Source organism: Pseudactinotalea sp. HY158 (assembly GCF_009660225.1).
In the GTDB taxonomy this organism is placed as follows: Bacteria; Actinomycetota; Actinomycetes; order Actinomycetales; family Beutenbergiaceae; genus HY158.
In genome coordinates this window covers 194229-216025 of sequence record NZ_CP045920.1, presented here as the reverse complement: position 1 = coordinate 216025, position 21797 = coordinate 194229, and the positions used below count along the sequence as shown (strand labels likewise).

16 protein-coding genes and 1 pseudogene are annotated in these 21797 nt (G+C 71.5%); 3 read left to right on the top strand and 14 right to left on the bottom strand.

Annotation, left to right across the window (positions count from 1 at the left end):
- Position 1: 1 nt before the first annotated feature.
- Positions 2 to 1027: an ATP-binding cassette domain-containing protein gene (locus tag GCE65_RS00990; protein ID WP_153877065.1), complete on the bottom strand. Its 1026-nt coding sequence runs from the start codon at positions 1025 to 1027 to the stop codon at positions 2 to 4.
- A 105-nt stretch (positions 1028 to 1132) separates the two neighbouring features.
- Here GCE65_RS00990 and lhgO point away from each other — a divergent pair, with 105 nt between their 5' ends.
- Together lhgO and GCE65_RS16145 are read left to right on the top strand one after the other, a co-directional pair.
- A complete protein-coding gene (gene lhgO, locus GCE65_RS00985; RefSeq protein ID WP_228760044.1) occupies positions 1133 to 2422 on the top strand; it encodes an L-2-hydroxyglutarate oxidase in 1290 nt (429 codons plus the stop codon).
- A gap of 190 nt (positions 2423 to 2612) precedes the next feature.
- Entirely contained in the window at positions 2613 to 6215 is a 3603-nt protein-coding gene (locus GCE65_RS16145; protein WP_194928765.1) for a GH92 family glycosyl hydrolase, read from the top strand.
- Here GCE65_RS16145 and GCE65_RS00970 read toward each other — a convergent pair.
- The 11 genes and pseudogenes from GCE65_RS00970 to GCE65_RS00925 form a co-directional block, all read right to left on the bottom strand.
- Positions 6202 to 6888, bottom strand: coding sequence for a molybdopterin-binding protein (locus GCE65_RS00970; RefSeq protein WP_228760043.1), 687 nt, complete (start codon positions 6886 to 6888; stop codon positions 6202 to 6204). The two genes, GCE65_RS16145 and GCE65_RS00970, sit on opposite strands and share 14 nt — an antisense overlap.
- A 158-nt stretch (positions 6889 to 7046) precedes the next feature.
- Positions 7047 to 7133: pseudogene (locus tag GCE65_RS16930) on the bottom strand (hypothetical protein); the annotation flags it as partial.
- Complete coding sequence (locus GCE65_RS00965) at positions 7130 to 7483, bottom strand: hypothetical protein (protein ID WP_153877062.1); 354 nt, start codon at positions 7481 to 7483, stop codon at positions 7130 to 7132. The gene GCE65_RS00965 and the pseudogene GCE65_RS16930, both read right to left, overlap by 4 nt.
- Before the next feature lie 7 nt (positions 7484 to 7490).
- On the bottom strand, positions 7491 to 7799 hold the full coding sequence (locus GCE65_RS00960) for a DUF6457 domain-containing protein (RefSeq protein WP_153877061.1): 309 nt from the start codon (positions 7797 to 7799) through the stop codon (positions 7491 to 7493).
- The gene (locus GCE65_RS00955) at positions 7796 to 8479 is read right to left on the bottom strand and encodes a molybdenum cofactor guanylyltransferase (protein ID WP_153877060.1); all 684 of its coding nucleotides are present in this window, start codon (positions 8477 to 8479) and stop codon (positions 7796 to 7798) included. Before GCE65_RS00955 ends, GCE65_RS00960 begins: the two co-directional genes overlap by 4 nt.
- A 2-nt stretch (positions 8480 to 8481) precedes the next feature.
- On the bottom strand, positions 8482 to 9201 hold the full coding sequence (narI, locus tag GCE65_RS00950) for a respiratory nitrate reductase subunit gamma (protein WP_153877059.1): 720 nt from the start codon (positions 9199 to 9201) through the stop codon (positions 8482 to 8484).
- Positions 9198 to 10022 (bottom strand): nitrate reductase molybdenum cofactor assembly chaperone, encoded by an 825-nt coding sequence (narJ, locus tag GCE65_RS00945; RefSeq protein WP_152817871.1) that lies wholly within the window; start codon positions 10020 to 10022, stop codon positions 9198 to 9200. The genes narI and narJ overlap by 4 nt, the downstream gene beginning before the upstream one ends.
- On the bottom strand, positions 10019 to 11611 hold the full coding sequence (narH, locus tag GCE65_RS00940; RefSeq protein ID WP_152817872.1) for a nitrate reductase subunit beta: 1593 nt from the start codon (positions 11609 to 11611) through the stop codon (positions 10019 to 10021). Before narH ends, narJ begins: the two co-directional genes overlap by 4 nt.
- A 26-nt stretch (positions 11612 to 11637) precedes the next feature.
- Complete coding sequence (locus GCE65_RS00935; RefSeq protein WP_153877058.1) at positions 11638 to 15372, bottom strand: nitrate reductase subunit alpha; 3735 nt, start codon at positions 15370 to 15372, stop codon at positions 11638 to 11640.
- Positions 15369 to 16595, bottom strand: a complete 1227-nt coding sequence (locus GCE65_RS00930) for an MFS transporter (protein ID WP_228760042.1) — start codon at positions 16593 to 16595, stop codon at positions 15369 to 15371. Before GCE65_RS00930 ends, GCE65_RS00935 begins: the two co-directional genes overlap by 4 nt.
- A 201-nt stretch (positions 16596 to 16796) precedes the next feature.
- Entirely contained in the window at positions 16797 to 17951 is a 1155-nt protein-coding gene (locus GCE65_RS00925; RefSeq protein ID WP_153877056.1) for a VIT1/CCC1 transporter family protein, read from the bottom strand.
- Between GCE65_RS00925 and GCE65_RS00920 the strand changes: the two genes are divergently transcribed.
- Complete coding sequence (locus tag GCE65_RS00920) at positions 17950 to 18219, top strand: YtxH domain-containing protein (RefSeq protein ID WP_152817876.1); 270 nt, start codon at positions 17950 to 17952, stop codon at positions 18217 to 18219. The genes GCE65_RS00925 and GCE65_RS00920 overlap by 2 nt on opposite strands.
- A 72-nt stretch (positions 18220 to 18291) precedes the next feature.
- On the opposite strand, the gene GCE65_RS00915 is transcribed toward GCE65_RS00920, so the two are convergent.
- Together GCE65_RS00915 and GCE65_RS00910 are read right to left on the bottom strand one after the other, a co-directional pair.
- A complete protein-coding gene (locus GCE65_RS00915; protein ID WP_194928762.1) occupies positions 18292 to 20496 on the bottom strand; it encodes a TM0106 family RecB-like putative nuclease in 2205 nt (734 codons plus the stop codon).
- Between the two features lie 190 nt (positions 20497 to 20686).
- On the bottom strand, positions 20687 to 21778 hold the full coding sequence (locus GCE65_RS00910; RefSeq protein ID WP_153877054.1) for an HNH endonuclease family protein: 1092 nt from the start codon (positions 21776 to 21778) through the stop codon (positions 20687 to 20689).
- Between the last annotated feature and the right edge of the window lie 19 nt (positions 21779 to 21797).

Here is a 21797-nt window from a genome sequence, read left to right as displayed (position 1 = left end):
CTCAGACCTCCTCGAGAACGTCGGTGCGGGTGGGCGACTCGGTGCGGGTGGGCGATCCGGGGCGGGTGGGCGAGCCGGTGATCGTCAGGAAGACCTCGTCGAGGCTCGGCTCCCGCACGGTCATGGTGTCGATGCCGACGTGGGCCTCACGCAGGGCCACGAGCACCCCGGCCGCCTCGTCGGCCGCCCGGAGCCCGACGCGGAGCTCACCCGGTCGGGGCTCGTACACGACATCGGCTCCCATGACCGCGCCTGCGAGCCGGCGGGCCGACTCCGATTGGGCGGGGTCGGTGAGCACGAGCTGCAGGCTCGAGCCGCCGATCGAGGCCTTGAGCTGCGCGGGGGTTCCCTGGGCCACGAGGCGTCCGTCGTCGATCACGGCGATCCGGTCGGCCAGTTCGTCGGCCTCCTCCAGGTACTGGGTCGTGAGCAGCACGGTCGCCCCGCCCGCCACGAGCGAGCGGATCGTGCTCCACATCTGGTTTCGCGTGCGCGGATCCAGCCCGGTGGTCGGCTCGTCCAGGAAGATGAGGGGCGGCCTGGTGATGAGGCTGGCGGCCAGGTCGAGGCGTCGGCGCATCCCGCCCGAGAACTTCGCGAGCGTCTTGTCGGCGGCCTCCGACAGCCCGAACTCCTCGAGCAGTTCGCCGCTGACCCGCCGGGCACGGGCCGAGCTCAGGCCCTGAAGTCCGGCGAAGAGCCGCAGGTTCTCCCGGGCGGTCAGTCCCTCGTCCACGGAGGCGTACTGACCGGTGACCCCGATGAGCTGACGCACGCGATGCGCCGAGGTGGCCACATCCACGCCGAAGATCTCGGCCCGGCCCGCGTCGATGCGCAGGAGGGTGGCCAGCATGCGGATCATGGTCGTCTTCCCGGCGCCGTTGGGTCCGAGCACTCCGAAGATCTCCCCGGGCTCGATGTCCAGGTCGATGCCGTCGACGGCGCGGTGGCTCCCGAAGGCCTTGACGAGGCCGCGGGCACGGACCGCGGGTGCAGATGTCCGGTCGTTCGTTGGTGTGGCTGTCATGACCTCAGTGTGCGACCGTGGGGTTTCACCGCAGTTTCATCGGTTGCCCCGGCCCGGTTTCACGACGCCGGCCCGCGGGCCCGCCCCGGCGCAGAGGAGGTGGCCGTGCAGGCGGACGTGTGCATCGTCGGTGGCGGGATCGTCGGGCTCGCCACGGCCCACGCCGTGCTCGGCCACGATCCGGGCGCCCGGATCGTCGTGCTCGAGAAGGAGCGCTCGGTCGCCGCACACCAGAGCGGGCACAACTCGGGGGTCGTCCATTCGGGCGTGTACTACCCGCCCGGAAGCCTCAAGAGCCGATTCTGCCTCGCCGGTGCCCGCGCCACCGAGGAGTTCGCCCGGGCCCACGGGGTGCCGATGCGCCGCTGCGGAAAGCACATCGTCGCCGTCGACGCCGCCGAGGTCGCCGGCCTCGAGGAGTTGGCCGCGAACGCGGCGGCGATCGGCCTGCCCCACGAGCTCATCGACGGCGCCGAGCTGCGGCGTCGGGAACCCGCCCTGGTCGGGGTGTGCGCCCTGCACATCCCGAGCACCGGGATCCTCGACTACGGCCTGCTCACCCGTCGCCTGGCGATGGACCTCGTCCGCCGGGGCGTCCGGCTCGTGCTCGGCGTGGAGGTGACGGCCGTCGACGAACGCCCCGGCCGCGTCGAGGTGGTCGCGGGATCCGGCACGGGCCGGCGGCGGATCGAGGCGGGCCGGCTCCTCGCCTGTGCGGGGCTGCAGAGCGACCGGCTCGCTCGCCTGGCCGGGCTCGATCCCGGGGTTCGGATCGTGCCCTTCCGCGGCGAGTACCACCGCCTGGCCGGACCGCCCCTCGCCCGCTCGCTCATCTACCCGGTGCCCGATCCGCAGCTGCCGTTCCTGGGCGTCCACATCAGCCCGCTCATCGGCGGCGGGACGAGCGTGGGGCCCTCGGCGGTCCTCGGCCGCGCCCGGGAGGGCTACGGCAAGGCGAGCGTGAACCTGCGCGACATCGCGGACTACCTCACCTATCCGGGTCTCTGGCACCTCGCGGCCCGGCACCTTCACGTGGGCTGGGACGAGGCCCGCGGCTCGGCGTCGAAGCACGCCTACGCCGCCCGGGTGCGCCGCTACGCCCCCTCGCTGCGCACGGCGGACCTGCGGCCGTTCCCGGCGGGGATCCGCGCCCAGGCACTACGCCCGGACGGCCGCCTCGTGGAGGACTTCCTGCTCGCCCGCACCGAACGGATGGTGCACGTGCTCAACGCCCCCTCCCCCGCGGCGACGGCCGCGTTCCCGATCGGGGAGCACCTCGCCGGCCTCGCGGGACTCGCGGGCTCAGCCGATCCGGCCGATCCCGCCGATCCCGCCGATGCCACCCACCCCGCCGAGTTCACGCGCCCCACCGACTCCACCCACCCCACCGGCTGAGCGGGGAGACTTCTCCGCCCCGGCGCCGGGCGCTCCTCCCCGCTCGCGCCGCCGGTCGACATGACGACATCCTCACTTTGACAACGTTGCCAGACGTGGACCACTATGACTGACATACCGCATCGACGCTGGTATAGGCCGGCGCACCATGGCGTGCCCGGCCAGATCGTCACGACCAAAGGAGTAGTTGATGAGTTCAACGTGGACCACACGGCCGCGACGCGTCGCGGCCGTCGCCGCGATCGTCGGGGCGGGAAGTCTGGTGGGCGCCGGCGGCGCGATCGCCGCACCCATCGACGCTCCCCCGACGAGCGCGTCCTACGTCGAGGCGCCCCTGGACTACGTCGACCCGCTCATCGGTACCGGTGAGGCCTCCGGCGCCGCGGTGACCGAGGTGAACAACTTTCCCGGGGTGTCGATGCCCTTCGGGATGATGCAGCTCTCGCCCGACACGCTCGGGGCGTATGCCGGCTATCGCTATGGCCACGACCAGATCCGCGGCTTCAGCATGACGCACGCCTCGGCCGGCTGCTGGATCTTCGGCGACCTGCCGATCCTGCCGGTCACGGGCGATGTCGGCGACGAGCCCTGGAACCTGACGGAGCACTTCTCGCACGACGACGAGACCGCTGCGGTCGGCCGCTACCAGGTGCGTCTCGACGCCGCGGGCACCGACGTCGACCTCGTATCCGCCACCCGTGCCGGCGGGTTGAGCTTCGACTACTCCAAGCAGGCGGAGGCCTCCCAGGTCATCGTCGACGCGGGCGGGTCGCTCGCCGACGTCCGCGACGCCGAGCTGACCGTCTCGGGAACACGAACGGTCACCGGATCGATCACGACCGGCGGCTTCTGCGGGAAGAACAACGAGCACACGCTCTACTACGCGATGGAGTTCGACCAGGACTTCGAAGAGTTCGGAACCTGGGAGGGAACCGACCTCGAGGTGGGCCGGGCGTCGGTGCGGGACCGCCGCGCCGGAGCCTGGTTCACGTTCGCGCCCGAGGCCACCGTGAAGAGCAAGGTCGGCATCTCCTATGTGAGCGTCGCCGGCGCCCAGGCGAACCTCGCCGCCGAGATCCCCGGATGGGACTTCGACGCCGTCGAACAGCAGAACCGGGACGCCTGGCTCGACCTGCTCGGGAGCGTGAAGGTCGAGGGCAGTGACAGCGACGACCTGACGATGTTCTACACCTCCCTGTACCAGTCCCTCCTGTTCCCCAACACGTTCAACGACGTCGACGGCCGCTATATCGGCTTCGACGACGCCATCCACGAGGTCGAGCCCGGACACACCCAGTACGCGAACTTCGCCGGTTGGGACACGTACCGCTCGCTCGGAGCCCTGCAAGCGCTCATCGCACCCGATCGGGCATCCGACATGGCGCAGTCGCTCGTCAACGACGCCGTCCAGGGCGGTTGGCTCCCCAAGTGGCCCGTGGCCAACAGCTACAGCGGGCAGATGACCGGAGACCCCATCCCGCCCCTGATCGCAAGCATGCACGCCTTCGGCGCCACCGACTTCGATACCGACACCGCGCTGGAATACATGATCAAGGGCGCCACCACGGCGGGCCAGGCGAGCAACGGCTACCGCCAGCGGCCCGGGGTCGAGGCCTACCTCGACCTGGGCTATGCCCCGCAGACCGAGGAGCTGCGCGGCGACCATCAGGTCGTCGGGGCCTCGGTCACACTGGAGTACGCCATCTCCGACTTCGCGATCGGGCAGTTCGCGCAGGCGCTGGGCGAGTCAGCGACGGCCACCGAGTTCGCCGAGCGCGGCCAGTCCTGGCAGAACGTGTTCAACCCCGCCACCCGGCTCAGCTCCGCCCGCACCGCCCAGGGCGCGTTCGTCATGCCCGGGGGCAGCGGATTCGGGCAGGCCGGCTTCGACGAGGGCAGCGACGTTCAGTACACCTGGCTCGTTCCTCAGAACGTGACCGCGCTCATTCAGGCCCTCGGAGGAGACGACGCCACGGTCGCGCTGCTCGACGAGTTCACGTCCGAGCACAACGCCGGCGGAAACAGCGACCACCTGTGGATCGGCAACCAGCCCGGCCTGGGCGTGCCCTGGCTGTACAACTACACCGGGCAACCGTGGCGCACCTCCGAACTGGTGGACGCCGTGATCGCCAGTTCGTTCCAACCCCGCCCCGACGGCAAGCCCGGCAACGACGACCTCGGTGCGATGGCCGGCTGGTACGTCTGGGCGGCGACCGGAATGTACCCCGTCACCCCCGGGACCGACGTCGTCAGCGTCAACACCCCCCGGTTCGACCGCGTGCTTTTCGAACGCGACGGCGCCAACTCGATCGAGATCAAGGCCCCGGGTGCGGCCGACGGGAAGCGCTATATCTCGGGCATGACGGTCAACGGAGAGGCATGGGATCGGACCTATCTCCCGAGCGACCTGTGGACCGAGGGCGGGGTCGTGGAGATGACGCTCGCGCAGGAGGCCGACGCCGAATGGGGAACGGCCCCGTCGTCGGCACCGCCCTCGTTCACCGCGGGTAGCGCGGACGTGATCATCGGAACGATGAGCCCGCAGATCACGGCGCAGCCCGGCGCGTCGGCGGAGGTCGACGTCACGGTGCAATCCTTCGGTGACGGTGGCGAGCGCGTGGACGTTCGGGTGACCGACTCCGCCGGAACCGAGCTGGGCGCCGAGGACGTGAGCCTCGACGACTTCGGTCGCGCTCACGCATCGATCCCGCTCGAGATCCCTGCGGACTCCGCCGAGGGATACTCGCTCCTGACCGTGTCGGCGACGGGCACCGGCTCCCCGGCGACCATGCCCGTCTCCATCCGCATCGCGCGCCCCGGCAGCCTGCTCGCCGCATACAACACCGTCGGCAGCGCCGACGAGTTCAATTCGGGGCTCGGAAACCTCGACAGCGTGGGCAACAGCCTCTCGCAGCAGGCGCTGGCGGACGTGGGGCTCACCCCCGGGGCCGAGCGCAGCGTGCACGGCCTCGACTACACGTGGCCGGATGTTCCCGCAGGGCTGCCGAACACGATCACGGCGGCAGGCCAGCAGGTGACCCTGGCCCACGAGTCGACCGCGATCTCGTTCGTGGGCACCGCCACGAACGGCACCCAGCGGGGCGAGGTCGAACTCACCCTCTCCGACGGATCCGTGGTCCGCGCGCCGCTCGCCTTCGGCGACTGGATGTATCCCACCGAGACCGATGAGCCGATCGACGGCAATTCGGTGGTGGCCAGGATGGACCGGCGAAACGGCGACAGGGACCGGGCCTTCGTGTTCGCCACGGACCGCTTCGAGGCCCCCGACGGGTTGCTGATCACGGCGGTCACGTTCCCCGAGAACAATCAGCTGCACGTCTTCGCCATGGCGACCGATGTTCCCGAGCCCACGGACCCGACCGAGCCGACGGACCCCACGGACCCGACCGACCCCACGGAGCCCACGGACCCGACGGAGCCCACGGACCCGACGGACCCGACCGAGCCGACGGACCCCACGGAGCCCACGGAGCCCACGGACCCGACCGACCCCACGGAGCCCACGGACCCGACCGACCCCACGGAGCCGGCCGAGCCCACGGACCCCACGGACCCGAGTGAGCCGACCGATCCCACGGACCCGGGTGAGCCGAGTGAACCGAGCGGGTCGAGTGGGCCGACGGATTCCTCTCCGGGGCCGGATTCCGAGGAGGACGGCCGCGCCCCCGCGCTCCCCGTCACCGGAGTCACAACGGCGGCGGGACTACTCCTCGCGGCGGGCCTGCTCCTGGGCGGCGCGGCCCTGCGTCGCGCGCGGGTCAGGCGCGGGTGACGAGCACGGAGAGGATGTCTCCGGTGCACACCTGAGCCATCCCGGGCGGCACACTGGCCAGCCCATCGGCGTGAGCCATCGAGCTCACCCGGTGGGCGGCCACGCCGCCGGGGATGACGGGGGAGATCCCCTCGGGCCCGATCGTCACGGGCACGAACTGGCGCAGGCCCGGGCGCGCCGTCCAGCCCCGGGCGACCGGCAATCGCAGCGGCGCGGGAAGGCGCACCCCGCCGAGACGGGCGAGCACGGGCCGCACGAGCGCGTGCAGGCTCGCGTGCACGGCGCCCGGATTACCCGGGAGTGCGAGCACCGGCACGCCGCGGACGATCCCGAAGCCCTGGGGCTTCGCGGGCTGGATCGCGACCGCGGCGAACCGCACGCCCCGGGTGGTGAGCACCTGCCGGGCCACGTCGTGCGCGCCGACCGAGGCCCCGCCGGTCGTGATCACGAGGTCGACATCGGCCGCGGCGTCGTCGATCAGGGCGCCGAAGGCCTCCGGGGAGTCGCTGCAGGTGTGGTGCCGGCGCACGTCGGCACCGAAGTCGCTTAGGGTGGCCCGCAGCAGGATCCCATTGGAATCGGGCACCTGCCCCGGGGCCAGGTCGGCCCCCGTGGCCGCCAGCTCGTCACCCGTGACGATGATCGCCACCCGCACGCGCGGATGCACGCGCACCGACCCCACCCCGACGGCCGCGAGCGCGGCGAGCGCCGCGCCGTCGAGCCGGGTGCCGGCCGCGAGGATCTCGGCCCCGGCCGGAACGTCGGAGCCCCGGCGCGCACGTTGCGGCCGGCCGGCCAGTCCGCGGGGATCCGAACGCGGGCGGGCAGCGGGGCGCGCATGAGGGGCTGATCGGTGAACTCCACCGGGACGACCGTGTCGGGACCGTCGGGACCGGACGGCAGCGGCGCACCCGTCATGATCCGCACCGCGGTCCCCGGCCGCCACGGCGGTGCCGGCACGCACGCGCCGCGGGAAGGTCCGCGCTCACCTCGAGTCGGACGGTCGACCCGTCGGCGGCCCCGACCTCCCCGCCGGCGGCGGCCGCGACGAGATCCGCGGCCCGCACGGCGAAGCCGTCCATCGCCGAGTTCGTGAACACCGGGGCCGGCAAGCGCGAGCGCACGGGCGCGGCGGTCACGAGCCCGGCCGCCGCCAGGGGATCCCCGAGCCCGACGTCCTCGGACGGGAGCGGACCCGTGGCCGCGAGGATCCCGGCGAGGTAGTCCTCGTAGGGAACCCGTTCGCCGGTGCCGGTCGGGGTGGTCATCGGCCGCTCACGCCCGGTCGCCGCCCGCACGCGGGTCGGCCGCCTCCTCGGGCAGGGTGGCGACGATCCGGTCGACCAGCTCCCGGGCGAGCGCGGCCTGGTCGGCGCCGCCGTCACCCGCTGCGCGTCCCAGCGCGACGCCGAGGAGGAAGGAGGACACGGGTGCCATCGGCCGGTCGTACCGGTGCGCGACCTGTTTGGTCAGGTCGTGGATGAGCGGCACGTCGACGCACGCCGGGTCGACCCCGGCCGCCGCGGCCGCCCGCTCGATCCACGGCCGCCAGACGTCGCTGCCCATGTCGCCGTTCGTGCTCATCTCTCCCGTCCTTCCCCGGCTCGCGCGAGCCAGTACCGATGGTCCTCCCACGTGTCGACGTCCCGCGTGGATCCGGGTGGTGCCGCGATCGTCGCCTGCCGCATCGAGGCGAAGAGACGACGCACGGATCCGTCGATCAGCCCCTCCCCGCGCGCTGCGATCACCCGCCGCAGGGCCCCGGCCCGGTGGATGCCGGTGAGCCATTCGGTGCGGCCCTCGACGTCGCCGGCCCGAGCGCCGGCCCGGTCGCCGGCCCGATCGCCGCCCCGATCGCCGCCACGGTCGCCGGGGGGCAGGTCCGCCGCGGGGGTCCGGGCGAGGATGCTCTCCACCTGCGCCGGCGCCGCCGCGGCGGCCGCGAGGAGCTCCGGCACGATCTCCCCCGCCCCGGGCAGGTCGCACGCGAGCACGAGCACCCAGTCGGCGCCCGCCCCGACCCGGGCCATCCCGGCGGCGATTCCCGCCGCGGGCCCGGACCCGGGCGGATCCTCGCGGGTGAGCACGACCCCCGCGGGCACGTCCAGGTCCGGGAAGCCGACCACCACCCGCTCCGAGCACGCCTCGACGGCGGCGAGGACGTACGCGAGGAGCGCGTCGCCGTCCACACGCAGTTCGGCCTTGCGCACCCCGCCGAGCCGCGAGCCGCGGCCGCCGGCGAGGATGACCGCCGCGCACCGCATCGTCAGAAGCCGACCTTCTCCCAGCCCCGGCGCTCCCGCTGCGCGCCCCGGCTGCGGTAGACGATATAGGGGCGGGTGAGGTAGCCGATCGGCGCGCTGAACACGTGCACGAGGCGCGTGAACGGCCAGATCGCGAAGATGAGCAGGGCGCTGATGACGTGCAGCTGGAAGAAGACCGGCGCGCTGGTCATGTGCGCCGGGTCGGGCTGGAAGCTCCAGAACTCACGGAACCAGAGCGAGACCCCCTCCCGGTAGTCGTAGGTGCCGATGGCCGTGTGCACGACCGTGGCGAGCACCCCGAACACGATGACGAGGGCCAGGAACAGGTACATCGCCTTGTCCATCACGGTCGTCACGCCGAACACGCGCCGGTTGGTGCGCCTGCGGTAGATGAGCAGGATGAGCCCGCCGACGCAGGCGACCGCGGCCGCGAGCCCGATCGTGATCGCCATGATGTGATACCAGTGGTCGGACAGCCCGATCGCCCGGGTCCACGTGTTCGGGACCCCCAGGCCGACCACGTGGCCGAAGAAGATGCCGATGATGCCGAAGTGGAAGGCCGGCGAGCCGATCCGCAGCAGCTTCGACTCGTACATCTGGCTCGAACGGGTGGTCCAGCCGAACTGGTCGGAGCGCCACCGCCAGATGTGCCCGCCGATGAAGATGGCGAGCACCACGTAGGGGAAGGCGACCCACAGCATGGTCTCCCAGGTCGTCGTCATGAGCTCGCTCCTTCTGATCGGGCCGGGGTGAGCGGGAACTCGCGCATACCCTCGGGAACGGTGCGGCCTTGGGTGGGGCCGGTGCCGGGCACGGTGCCGGGTCCGTACCCGGGCTGCTCCGTGGCGGAACCGCAGCCCGTCGGGCCCGGGCGCGAGGCGGGATGCAGGTTGTGGGCGTCGGCCCCGTAGCCGTCGAGGCCGACCTCCTCGGTCTCGGGGCCGTCGGCGGCGAGCTGGGCCATCTGCTCGATGTCGACGTCGCCGAGCGGGGGCATCGTGGCGCAGATCGCCTCGAGCGCGCCGTGCCACGGCGAGGAGATCGCCTCGAGGTGCATCCGCAGCAGCTCCACCCCGGGGCGGTTCTGGGTGAGGATCTTCATGCCGCCGGCCGCGTCGTGCCCGGCGGCGAACTCGAGCACGAGGGTCAGGTGGTCGGGCAGTTCGGTCTCGGGCACCTCGAGCCCGGCGCGCCGGTACGTGTCCTTGATCCGCACGAGCGCCATCCCGCGCCGGCGGGTGTCGCCGTTCGAGTAGTAGGTGAGGAACAGGCAGCCGCGCCGGCGCGTGTCGAACGTGTCCACGTAGAGGCTGCGCAGCTCGAGGACGTCGGAGCTCGCCAACGCGCGCGCCGTGCGTGCCAGCGGCTCGCCCAGGCGCGGGTCGAGTCCCGCGGCGATCTCGCCGAGCTGCGGCAGCCGCTCGATCAGATCGTCGCCCGGATAGCCCACGAGCCAGGAGGCGCAGGCGTGGGCGGCGCGGACGTCGGGCAGCGCGAGCTCGGTGTTGCGGCGCCGGTCCAGCAGGGCCTTGAGCATGCTCATGCCGGGGCCGTTCCGAGGCGCGGCGGGAACATCTTCTCCGGCCGGTCGTCCGGGTTCCAGGCGAGGAGGGTCACCTTGCCCTTGCCGCCGACGCCCACCCCGAGCGGGTCGCTGCCCATGGCCTCGGACATCCCGGGGCCGCCCTCGCCGTTGAGTGGGCAGTCCGTGTGGCTGCCCTCGATGTCGTGCGCCTGCTCGGAGTGGGCGGCGGGGATGACGTAGCGCTCGTCGTATTTGGCGATGGCGAGCAGCCGGTACATCGCCTGCATCTCCCGGCCCGTGAGGCCCACGGCGTTGGCGATGCCCTCCTTCGGCTCGTTGCCGAGGTTGATGTCGCGCATGTACGAGCGCATCCCGGCGAGCCGGTAGAGCACCCGCTCGACGGTGGGCACGTGCCCGGCGGTGAACAGGTTCGCCAGGTACTCCACCGGGATCCGCAGCGTGTCGATCGCGGAGAACAGGTTCTCGGCGTCCTCGGCGTCGTAGCCCGTGTCCTGCACGGCGTCGACCACCGGCGACAGCGGCGGGATGTACCAGACCATCGGCATGGTGCGGTATTCCGGGTGGAGCGGGAGCGCGACGCCGTAGGTGTGGATGAGCGCGTAGATCGGCGAGCGCTGGGCGGCCATGACCCAGTCGTAGGGGATGCCGGCCCGGTCGGCGGCGTCGAGCACCTCCGGGTCGTTCGGGTCGAGGATGAGGCTGCGCTGCGCCTCGTACAGGTCGTGCTCGTCGGGGGTCGAGGCGGCCTCGGTCACGCGGTCGGCGTCGTAGAGCACGAGGCCGATGTAGCGCAGCCGGCCCACGCAGGTCTCCGCGCACACGGTCGGCTCGCCGTTCTCGATCCGGGGATAGCAGAACGTGCACTTCTCCGCCTTGCCGGTGCGGTGGTTGAAGTACATCTTCTTGTACGGGCACCCGGAGACGCACATGCGCCAGCCGCGGCACTTGTCCTGGTCGACCAGCACGATGCCGTCCTCGGCGCGCTTGTAGATCGCGCCGGTCGGGCAGGAGGCCACGCACGTCGGGTTGAGGCAGTGCTCGCAGATGCGCGGCAGGTAGAACATGAAGGTGTTGTCGAAGTCGAGCTTCACCTTGTCCTCGATGCCCCGGATCATCGGGTCCTTGTCCTTGTGGGCGTACGTGCCGCCCAGGTCGTCGTCCCAGTTGCCCGACCACTGGATGTCGACCCGCTCCCCCGTGATGAGGGACTTCGGCGGCGCCGTGACGATCTGCTGCTGGGCGGGGGAGTTGAGGAGCTTGTCGTACTCGTACGTCCACGGCTCGTAGTAGTCCTCGATGCCGGGCAGGCGGGGGTTGGCGAAGAGCTTGAGCAGCTTGGCCACGCGGCCGCCGTCCTTGAGCTTGAGCCGGCCGTTCTTGCCGAGCTCCCAGCCGCCGCGCCACTTCTCCTGATCCTCGTAGCCGCGGGGATAGCCCTGGCCGGGCCGGGTCTCGACGTTGTTGAACCAGACGTACTCCATCCCGGTCCGGTTGGTCCACGCCTGCTTGCAGGTGACGGAACAGGTGTGACAGCCGATGCACTTGTCGAGGTTCATCACCATTGCCATTTGGGCCATGACGCGCATGTCTTCAGTCTCCTTCTTCCGACGCTTCAGTAGGTCACCGGGCTGGTGCGCTTGCGGATCACTGTGACCTCGTCGCGCTGGTTGCCCGTGGGCCCGTAGTAGTTGAATGCGAACGCCAGCTGGGCATAGCCGCCGATCAGGTGGCTCGGCTTGAGCATGATCCGGGTGAGCGAATTGTGGATGCCGCCCCGCTGGCCGGACGTCTCGGAGATCGGCGTGTTCACCGTGCGGTCCTGCGCGTGGTACATGAACGCCGTGCCCTTCGGCATCCGGTGGGAGACGATCGCGCGGGCCGAGACGACGCCGTTGCGGTTCGTGGCCTCGATCCAGTCGTTGTCGGCGATGCCCACGGCCTCGGCGTCCTCGACGCTCATCCAGATGGTCTGCCCGCCGCGGGACAGGTTCATCATGAAGAAGTTCTCCTGGTACATCGAGTGGATCGCCCACTTCTGGTGCGGGGTGAGGTACCGCACGGAGATGCCCGTCTGCGCGTTCCCGTCGCCGATCGCGGGTTCGCCGAACAGCGCGGTCATGTCGAGCGGGGGCCGGAACGCGGGCAGCTCCTCGCCCATCTCGAGCATCCAGTCGTGGTCGAGATAGAAGTGCTGTCGGCCGGTGAGCGTGTGCCACGGCTTCTTGCGCTCGACGTTGATCGTGAACGGGGAGTACCGGCGCCCGCCGGCCTCCGATCCCGACCACTCCGGGGAGGTGATGACCGGCACGGGCGCGTTCTGGGTGTCGGAGAAGGCGATCTTCTTGCCCTCGTGCTCGGCGGCGAGGTCGTGCATCAGGTGCCCGGTGCGCTTCTCGAGGGTCTTGAACCCGTCGGTGGCCATCTCCCCGTTCGTCGTTCCGGACAGCCGCAGGATGAACTCGCAGGCGTGCAGATCGTCGGTGAGGCGGGGCTGCCCCGCCCCCACGCCGCTCGCGACGACGCCGTTGAGTCCGCGCAGCTCGTCCACGTACTTGCGCACGTCGAAGGTGAGGCCCTTCGTGGTCATGCCGAGCTTCTCCAACAGCGGGCCCACGGAGACGTACTTGTCGTAGACCGCGGCGTAGTCGCGCTCCACCTCGACCAGGTTCGGCAGGGTGATGCCCGGGATCGGCTCGCACTCGCCCTTCTTCCAGTCCCGCACCCTCCCGCGGGGCGTGGCGAGCGCGCCGATGCTGTCGTGCTGCAGCGGCGCCGCGACGACGTCGGTGCGCACCCCCAGGTGGGTGGCCGCGAGTTCGGAGAACTTCTCGGCGATCGTCGCCCACGTCTGCCAGTCCGTGCGCGACTGCCACGGGGTGGAGATCGCCGGGTTGAACGAGTGGATGAACGGGTGCATGTCCGTGGTGTTGAGATCGTATTTCTCGTACCAGGTCGCCGCCGGCAGGATGATGTCCGAGTGGAGCGTGTGGGTGGTCATCCGGAAGTCGAGGGTGAGCACGAGGTCGGTCTTGCCGGTGGGTCCCTCCTCGCGCCAGCGCACGTCCTTGGGGCGGAACTGCGGCGCGGTCTCCTCGGCGCCGACCGTGTTGTCCACGCCGAGGAGGTGCTTGAAGAAGTACTGGTCGCCCTTGGCCGAGGAGCCGAGGGTGTTGGCCCGCCAGATCGACCAGATCCGCGGGAAGTTCTGCTCCGCGTCCGGATCCTCGACGGCGAAGTTGATCCCGCCGCTCTTGAGCTGGTCCACGAGGTACTCGACCGTCGGGCGCTCCGCGGCGGCCGCCCGGTCGGCGATCTCGAGGGGGTTGACGTCGAACTGCGGGAAGAACGGCTGCCAGCCGAGCCGGGCCGACAGGGCCACCGCGTCCGCGGTCGTCATGTCGGCGAACGAGCCGGCCCCGGTCGTCGCCGCGAGGGTGTCGGCCCCGAACTGGTCGTAGCGCCACTGGTCGGTGTGCATGTACCAGTAGGTGGTCTGGGTCATCTGCCGGGGCGGGCGGGACCAGTCGAGCGCGTTGGCCAGGTGGGCCCAGCCGGTGAGCGGGCGCACCTTCTCCTGCCCGACGTAGTGGGCCCAGCCGCCGCCGTTGACCCCCTGCGTGCCGCACAGGGTCGTGAGGGTGAGGAAGGCGCGGTAGATGAGGTCGGAGTGGAACCAGTGGTTCGTGCCGGCGCCCATGATGATCATGGAGCGCCCACCCGAGTCGATGGCGTTCTGGGCGAACTCCCGGCCGATGCGGGCGCAGATGCCGCCCGGCACCCCGGTGATCGCCTCCTGCCAGGCCGGGGTGTAGAGCGCATCGGCGTCGTCGAGGCCGCGCGCCCACTCACCGGGCATGCCCGGGCGACCGACGCCGAACGTGGCGAGCATGAGGTCGTAGACGGTGGTGACCAGCCGCTCGCCGAGACGCCGAACGGGAACGCCGCGGACGACGTCCCCACGCCCTCCCTGACCCGTCGTGTCGAAACGCGGCATGAGGATCTCGACCGTATCGGCTGTATCGGCTGTATCGGCTGTGCTGTCGAGGAGGCTGAGCGCCGGCTCGATCCCGCCGAGGTCGAGGTGCCAGCGGCCGATGCCCTCGTCGTTGAAGCGGTGCCCGAGGGTGCCCGGGGGCACGACCGGTGCGTTCGTGCGCGTATCCATCATGACCGGCTTGAAGTCGGCGTGCTCGCTCGCCTGCTCCGGCACGGCGGCCGGGTCGAGGTCCGCCGCGACCACGAACTTGCCCGGGCGGTAGGCGCCCGCGTCGTCGCGGCTCACCTCGACGAGGAACGGCAGGTCGGTGTACTGCTTGGCATAGGAGACGAAGTACTCGTTCGGGTTCTCGACGTAGAACTCCTTGAGGATGGTGTGACCCATCCCGAGGGCGAGCGCCGCGTCGGTGCCGGGGTGCGGGCGCAGCCACTCGTCGGCGAACTTGACGTTCTCGGCGTAGTCCGGGGCGACCGCGATGACCTTCTGCCCCCGGTAGCGGGCCTCGGTCATCCAGTGCGCATCCGGGGTCCGGGTGAGCGGGACGTTCGAGCCCCACATCATCAGGTAGGCCGCGTTCCACCAGTCGCCCGACTCGGGCACGTCGGTCTGGTCGCCGAAGACCTGCGGGGAGGCCGGGGGCAGGTCGGCGTACCAGTCGTAGAACGAGAGCATCGGCCCGCCGATGAGCTGGTGGAACCGGGCGCCGGAGGAGAAGGAGATCTGGCTCATCGCCGGGATCGGTGAGAAGCCGGCGATCCGGTCGGGGCCGTACTCCTTGATCGTGTGCACGTAGGCCGCGGCGATGATCTCCGTGACCTCCTCCCACCGGGCCCGCACGAGGCCGCCCTTGCCTCGCTGGGCCTTGTAGCGGGCCGCGCCCGCGCGATCGGCGACGACGGCCGCCCAGGCGTCGACGGGGTCGCCGAGGCGCTTCTTCGACTCGCGGAACTGCCGGAGCAGTTCGGCCCGGACGTACGGGTACCGCACCCGGGTCGGCGAGTAGGTGTACCAGGAGAACGACGCCCCGCGCGGGCAGCCGCGCGGTTCGTACTCGGGCAGGTCGGCACCGGCCGTGGGGTAGTCGGTCTGCTGCGACTCCCACGTGATGATGCCGTCCTTGACGTACACCTTCCATGAGCACGAGCCCGTGCAGTTGACGCCGTGGGTCGAGCGGACCACCTTGTCGTGACTCCACCGGTTCCGGTAGAACGCGTCGCTCTCGCGGCCACCCTGCCGGTGGATCTCCCGGTTGTCCTCGGTGATCCGCGCCCGGGGCTGGAAGAGCTTCCGGGTTCCGATGAGCGCGTCGACCAACGCGTTGTCGGGTCCGGCCGATTCGGTGGTGGTCATGAGAGTGCCTCCTCAGCGGCAGAGTCCGGGGTCTCCTCGGCGGGAGCCCCGGCGGAACGGGCGGGACGGGCGGTCGCAGCGGCCGGCTGACCGGCCCACACGGCGACGAGCATCGCGAACACGGTGGCCATGGCGAGCAGGGCGATCCCCGTGGAGTAGTCGCCCCGCTGGACCCACATGAAGCCCAGCAGGAGCGGCGGCACGAAGCCGCCGAGGCCGCCGGCGGCGCCGACGAAGCCCGTGATGGATCCGACGTCGGCGGGATCGGAGCGCTTGGCGATGAGCGCGAACACCCCGCCGGACCCGAGCCCGAGGCCCGCGGCCATCCCGATGTAGCCGACCGTGCCGACCGGGATGAGCGAGGGCGCGTCCTGCCACATGTGCAGCACGATCACCACGATCGCCATGACGGCCACGACCGCGTACCCCACGAGCAGGGTCGTCGTGGCGCCGATCCGGTCGGAGAGGATGCCGCCGAGGGGTCGCATCGCGACGGCGACGATGACGAAGCCCGCCATCCGCAGCGACGCGTCGCCGATCGAGACGTCGTACCAGTTGTGGAGCAGGGTCGGCAGGTACACCGAGAACGCCACGTACCCGCCGAAGGCGACCGCGTAGAGGTAGCAGGCCTGCCAGGTGAGCCGGATCCTCGCGACGTGGGCGAGCTGGGAGATCATCGACTTGGTCGCGGGCGCCCAGGTGGGCGCGTTGCGCATCATGGTCCAGGCGGCCAGGGCGTAGACCGCGAGCACGACGGCGACGAGCACGAACGGGGCGACCGAGCCGACGTTCTTGAACAGCGGCACCGTGACGAATGCGCTGATCGCGGTTCCGCCCATGCCGATCCCGTATACCCCCGTGGCCATTCCGCGCTTTTCCGGGGGGAACCAGCTATTGACGTACGGCACCCCGATCGAGAAGGTCGCCCCGGCGATTCCCAGGAAGAATCCGCCGACGAGGAGCGTGCCATAGGTGTATTGCCCGATGAATCCCACGAAGAGCACGGGCACGATCGTGATGATCGACAGCAGCGGCATCATGACCCGGCCGCCGAAGCGGTCGGTCAGGGCGCCGATCGGGATCCGCCCGAGCGAGCCGACGATCACCGGCACCGCGACGATGAGGGCGGGGCTGGAGACCATGCCCTCGCTCACGAAGAGCGGCCCGAGCGGGCTGAGCAGCGCCCACGCCCAGAAGTTGACACCGAATCCGAGCGTCGCCATAATTAATGCGACGCGACGATTGCGTAAATGCGTGGAGTCTGGGGTGGTGGTTCCGCTCGAGGACATCGACTCTCCAGGGGAAAACAGGAACGCGCTCGATCAGAGCACTGAGGACTCACGCTAGTTACGCTCTGTTGCCTGGCCCTAGGCTATAGGTCCCAGAGCGAGCTGTCAGGGCCTCGCTCGGGCACGACGGCGCGCTCAGGCTCCCGAGTTGAACAGCAGCCCGAGCGCGTAGGTCGCCGCCGCCGCGCCCCAGCCGATCGCCAGTTGCCGCAGCGCGCGCAGCGCCGGCGGCGCCCCGGAGAGCAGCCCGACGATCGAGCCGGTGATCACCAGCGCCAGGCCCACGAGCGCGGCCGAGACGACCACGGCCGCCATGCCGGTCATCCCCACGAGGTAGGGCAGCACGGGGATGATCGCCCCCATCGAGAACAGCAGGAACGAGGACAGCGCCGCCGACCAGGCGGAGCCGATCTCCTCGTGATCGTCCGCCTCGTGGTCGCCGGCGAAGTCGAGCCGGGCGAGCACGTCCTCGGCGTGGGCGTCCGCCTCGTGCGCGGGCATCCCCCGGGCGCGGTAGACGAGGGCGAGTTCGTTGGCGTCGACGTCGAGGCCGGGCAGCGCCTCGTTCGCGGTGGGGCTCGGGCTGGAGGCGGCGAGCAGTTCGCGCTGCGACCGGATGGAGACGTACTCCCCCGCCCCCATCGACAGGGCCCCGGCGAGCAGGCCGGCCATGCCTGCGAGGAGGATGGCGACGGTGTCGACACCGGCGGCCCCGACCCCGAGCACGAGCGCGAGGTTGGAGACGAGCCCGTCGTTCATGCCGAAGACGGCGGCCCGGAACGAGCCGGACATGCGCTGCCGGCCCCGGGCCGCGAGGGAGCGGACGACCTCCTCGTGGATCCGCTCGTCGGCCGCCATGGTCGGCGTGGCGTGCTCGTCCTCGGCGTAGGCCGACCGGGACTCGGCCCGTTGCGCGAGGGTGAGCACGACGACGCCGTTGAAGCGACGCGCCATGAAGGTGAGCATCCGCGAGGCCAGGCTCGGGCGCAGCGGCAGGCCGATGTTGACGCCGAGCAGGTCCTCCCAGTGCGCCGCGTGCCGGCCCTCGGCCTCGGCGAGCTGGAGCAGGATGTCACGTTCCTCGCCGTGACGGCGCATCGCCAGTTCCCGGTAGAGCGCGGCCTCGGCCCGTTCCTCGGCGAGGTAACGGCGCCACCGGCGAATCTGACTGGCGCTCGGCCCGACGGAAGACGTGGTCACTGTGCCTAGTCTGCCAGTTCCGCGGCGCGCCTCGTCTGCCACACTGGGCGGGCCGGCACACCGGCCACCGCCGAGGAGGAGGACGACCATGAGATCCACGCTGACGTTCGCGCTCGGGGCGGGGGTGGGCTACGTGCTCGGGACCCGCGCAGGCCGGGAGAAGTTCGATCGAATGTCGGCGGCACTACGGCAGGCCTGGGAGACCCCGGCCGTGCAGGAGCAGTGGGGCCGGGCGAGCGAGCGAATCGCCGAGACGGTCCGGGAACAGCGTGCCTCCCTCACCGAGCGCGCCGTGCACGCCGCGAAGGACACCCTCGGGATGGCGCCGCCGCGCCGCCCGGACACGCCCGCGGGCTGACGCCGGCCGGCGCGTCGGACCCGCTGGGGCTCACCGGGCGCGTCACCTCCCGGGCTGCGCCGCCCGCGCGCGTCACCGCCCGCGTTTCGTCTCGAGTGGCCGGAGCAGTCGCGCGAGCGCCGCGACGCCGGGGAGCACGTCGGCCTCGCGTGGCATGGTCTGGAGCAGTTGATCCGAATGGACGACGCGGATCACCTCCCGCGCCCGGCCCACCAGGCGCTCCCACACCTCGCGATCGAGGATGGAGGCCGGTCCGCCGACCGCCTCGGCCAGGGTCGAGGCGACGACGCTGACGATCACCGCATCGGCCGGTTCGGTGCCGGATTCGGCGACCGCCTCGACCCGGACCGAGGGCATTCCCGCCGCCGCGAGCTCATCTCGCAGGAGGTCCGCCTGGTCCGACGTGAACGCCACCACGAGCACGTCCGCCGGCCTCGGTCCCGAGTCTCGCACCGCATGCCGGCCCAACTCCCCGGCGGGCTCGCGGCCCGAACGCTGATCCGAACCCCCACCCGAATGTCGGCCCGAATCCTGCCCCACTGCGGCCCCACCCTCCGGTCCGAGCAGCCGGTCGCGGATGGCCGCGGCCTCCTCCGGGGCGGTCGCGCTGCGATGACGGTGCGCCACCTCCTCCGACTCGATCCGCGGGCGCGACGCGGAGGCCGCCCACCCCGACCCGCCCCCGAGGCGCCGGGGTTCGGGCATGCCGTCGACCGCCGCGCTCTCGAGCCTCGCGCCCGGTTCGCCCGGTTCGACCGACTCACCCGGTTCACCCGGGTCGCCTGGTCCACCCGGTTCACCCGGGTCGCCTGGTCCACCCGACTCACCCGGTTCACCCGGGTCGCCTGGTCCACCCGGGTCACCCAGTTCGCCTGGTCCACCCGGTTCGCCCGGGTCTCCCAGCTCAGCCGGGTCGTCGCGATGGGCGAGCAGCCAATCGCGCAGCCGTTCGGTGGAGCGGCAGTCGTAGGCGTTGTACTCGGCCAGGTCGGCCAGCCGCTCGCGCCAGGTCTGCCCGTCCCCGCGCTGCCTGGCGCGGGTTGCCTCCTCGTAGACGAGGATCGATGCTCCCCCGTCGGTCACGGCCGAGTCGGTGCGCAGCTCCTCGCCCATGTAGAGCGGTTCGAGCTTCTTGAGGGAGAAGGAGCGCTGCGAGACGTGCACGCCGTGCTTGACCACGTCGTAGAGATCCACGAAGACCCCGGCGTCGAGCAGGTCGGTCACCTCCTCCGCGCCGACCCCGTGGCGCTGCGTGAGCCGTCGGAGCGTGGCGGGCTCGTAGAACGCGTAATGGTAGATGTGCATCCCGGGACGGGCCCGTCGCCGCTCCCGTACATAGTCGAGGAATCCCAGGAGCGCGCGCTTCTCCTCAGCGAGTGAATGAGCCCAGAAGGTCACGTAGTCGCTCGTATCGGCTTCCCTGATCCCGAAGAGGTATTCGAGTCCCCACTCCCGGCCGTCGTGCCACCACGGGTCCCCCTCGAAATCGAAGAAGAGGTCGCCTGGATCGGGCATCGGAAGCCGCGCGAGCACGCCGGGGGAATGCACCTCGGCGAACACGGTCACGTCGGCGCCGGCGGCCTCCGCCCGCTCCTGCCGGAGCTGCAGCCGGGCCTGGCCGCGGAGGCGGTCGAGATCGGCATGGTCGAGGTGGGGCACGGGCCCGTCCGTGGCGGCCAGCTCGTCGATCGTGCGGATGCCCGCACCGAGGAGGGCGGCGCGATGGTGGCGGCGCAGGCCCCAGACGAGGCGGACGTCCCGATGCTCCTCGATGCCCCGGCGACAGGGGGAGCAGTAGCCGCAGGACCACCAGGTCTCGTCGCCCCATTCGGGCCCCACATCCGCCCCGGCGCCGGTCGCGAGGAGTCGTTCGAGCCGCTCCCGGCGGAGCCCGGCCACGACCTCGAGATCCTCGAGGGCGTGGGTCGTGGCCGGGCCGGTGGATTCCACGACGGCCTCCGGGTCGAGCACGATGCCCGCCGCCCGGGCCGCGGCCGCGATGGCGCCGACGCGCACGAGGTCCTTGACCCGGGTCTGCCGGGCCGTGGTCACGAGTTGAATCCGATGACCCCGCGGCGTGGCCACGAGGAAGTCGGCACTCACCTGGAGTCCGTCGTGGAAGAAGGCGGCCCCCGCGACGACGGCGGCGCCCGAACGAATCGCGGCGATCGTTCGTTCCTGCTGCTCGACGTAGCCGCGTCGGGTGCGTTCTGCCCGCCCGATCCGGGTGAGGGCGGGCTTCGCGCCGCCCGCCTCCTCGACGAGTCGGGTCGCCACCTCCTCGCGGCGCTCGCGGGCGAGGGCGCCGATCCGCTCCCCGATCGTGCGGCCGCGCTCGGGCCGGCCGCCACGTCCGGCCCCACCAGCCTCACCAACCCCAGCGGCCCGAGCGGCCCCAGCAGCACGGCCTGCACGACCAGCGCTGCCGGCCGCACCCGCACGACCGGCATTGCCGCCCCGCAGCCGATCATGCAGTGCCGCCGCCTGGTGGAGGAGGCCATATTCGCACTCCTCCGCAAGGTCGGCGGCGGTGAGCACCAGCGTCTGGTCGAGTACGAACACGGTGTCTCTGCTTTCCGGACCGCTGGGGTCCCGGGTCGGTTCGGGGAGTGGACACAACGTATCCCGCCCGACCGACACGACCACGACCACGACCGCCACCACGACGCGTGCCCCCGTGCCGAGAGACACGTCCGCCCCTGGCCCGAGGCCCGCGCAGAGACGTGCTCCTGGCCGTGGCCCGTGACCCGCCCCGACAGCTGCCCCGAGACGTTCCCACGGACCCGCTCCGCCGCCCGGCCGCGCCGCCGGAGGCCGACCCGCCGGCGACCGACACGGGCGCGGGCGTCGGGCCGCTCGCGACCGGGCAGTCGCGCAGTTCCTCCCCCATCGCCCCGACCTCCTCGGAGCTGACGCCGAGCCCGTACGCCTCCTTGACGAGGATCTGTTGGACCACGTACGCGCACCGGTATCCGCGCGCGGGCGGCAGCCAGCCCGACGCGTCGGCGGCCCCCTTGGCCTGGTTCGCTGCGCCGTCCGTGGGAATGAGGTTGCTCACGTCGTTGGCGAAGCGCTGCGCACGCCCGCGCGGCCAGGCATGGGCGCCCTTGCGCCAGGCGTCGGCGAGCGCGATGAGATGATCGATCTGCACCTCCCGGCTCGTCCGCGGACCGCGCTCGAACGTGAGCATGGCGCCGGTGTACGGGTCCACGAACCAGCCTGAGTCCACGAGGCAGGGATTGCTCGGATCGACGGTCACGTCTTCGAGCCAGGCGGCGAGCACCCGGTTGCGGGTATCGCAGACCGCGCCGTCCGGGTCCTGCCAGGCGGGGCCGAAGAAGTCCCGCTCGTAGTCGTCGAGGTCGAGCGGGACCACGACGGGCAGCCGCCCGAGCGCCTCCTCCGCGACCGCCAGCTGTTCCTGCGCCACCGGGGTGGCGCCGTGGGGGCGAACGAGCATCCACCAGCGCGGGATCACGAGCGCGAGTGCGCAGGCGAGCAGGGCCGCGGCGATCACGGTCCCGGCCGTGCGCGCTCCGGAGCGGGATTCCTGCGCCATCGGGCCAGTGTGCGCGGCC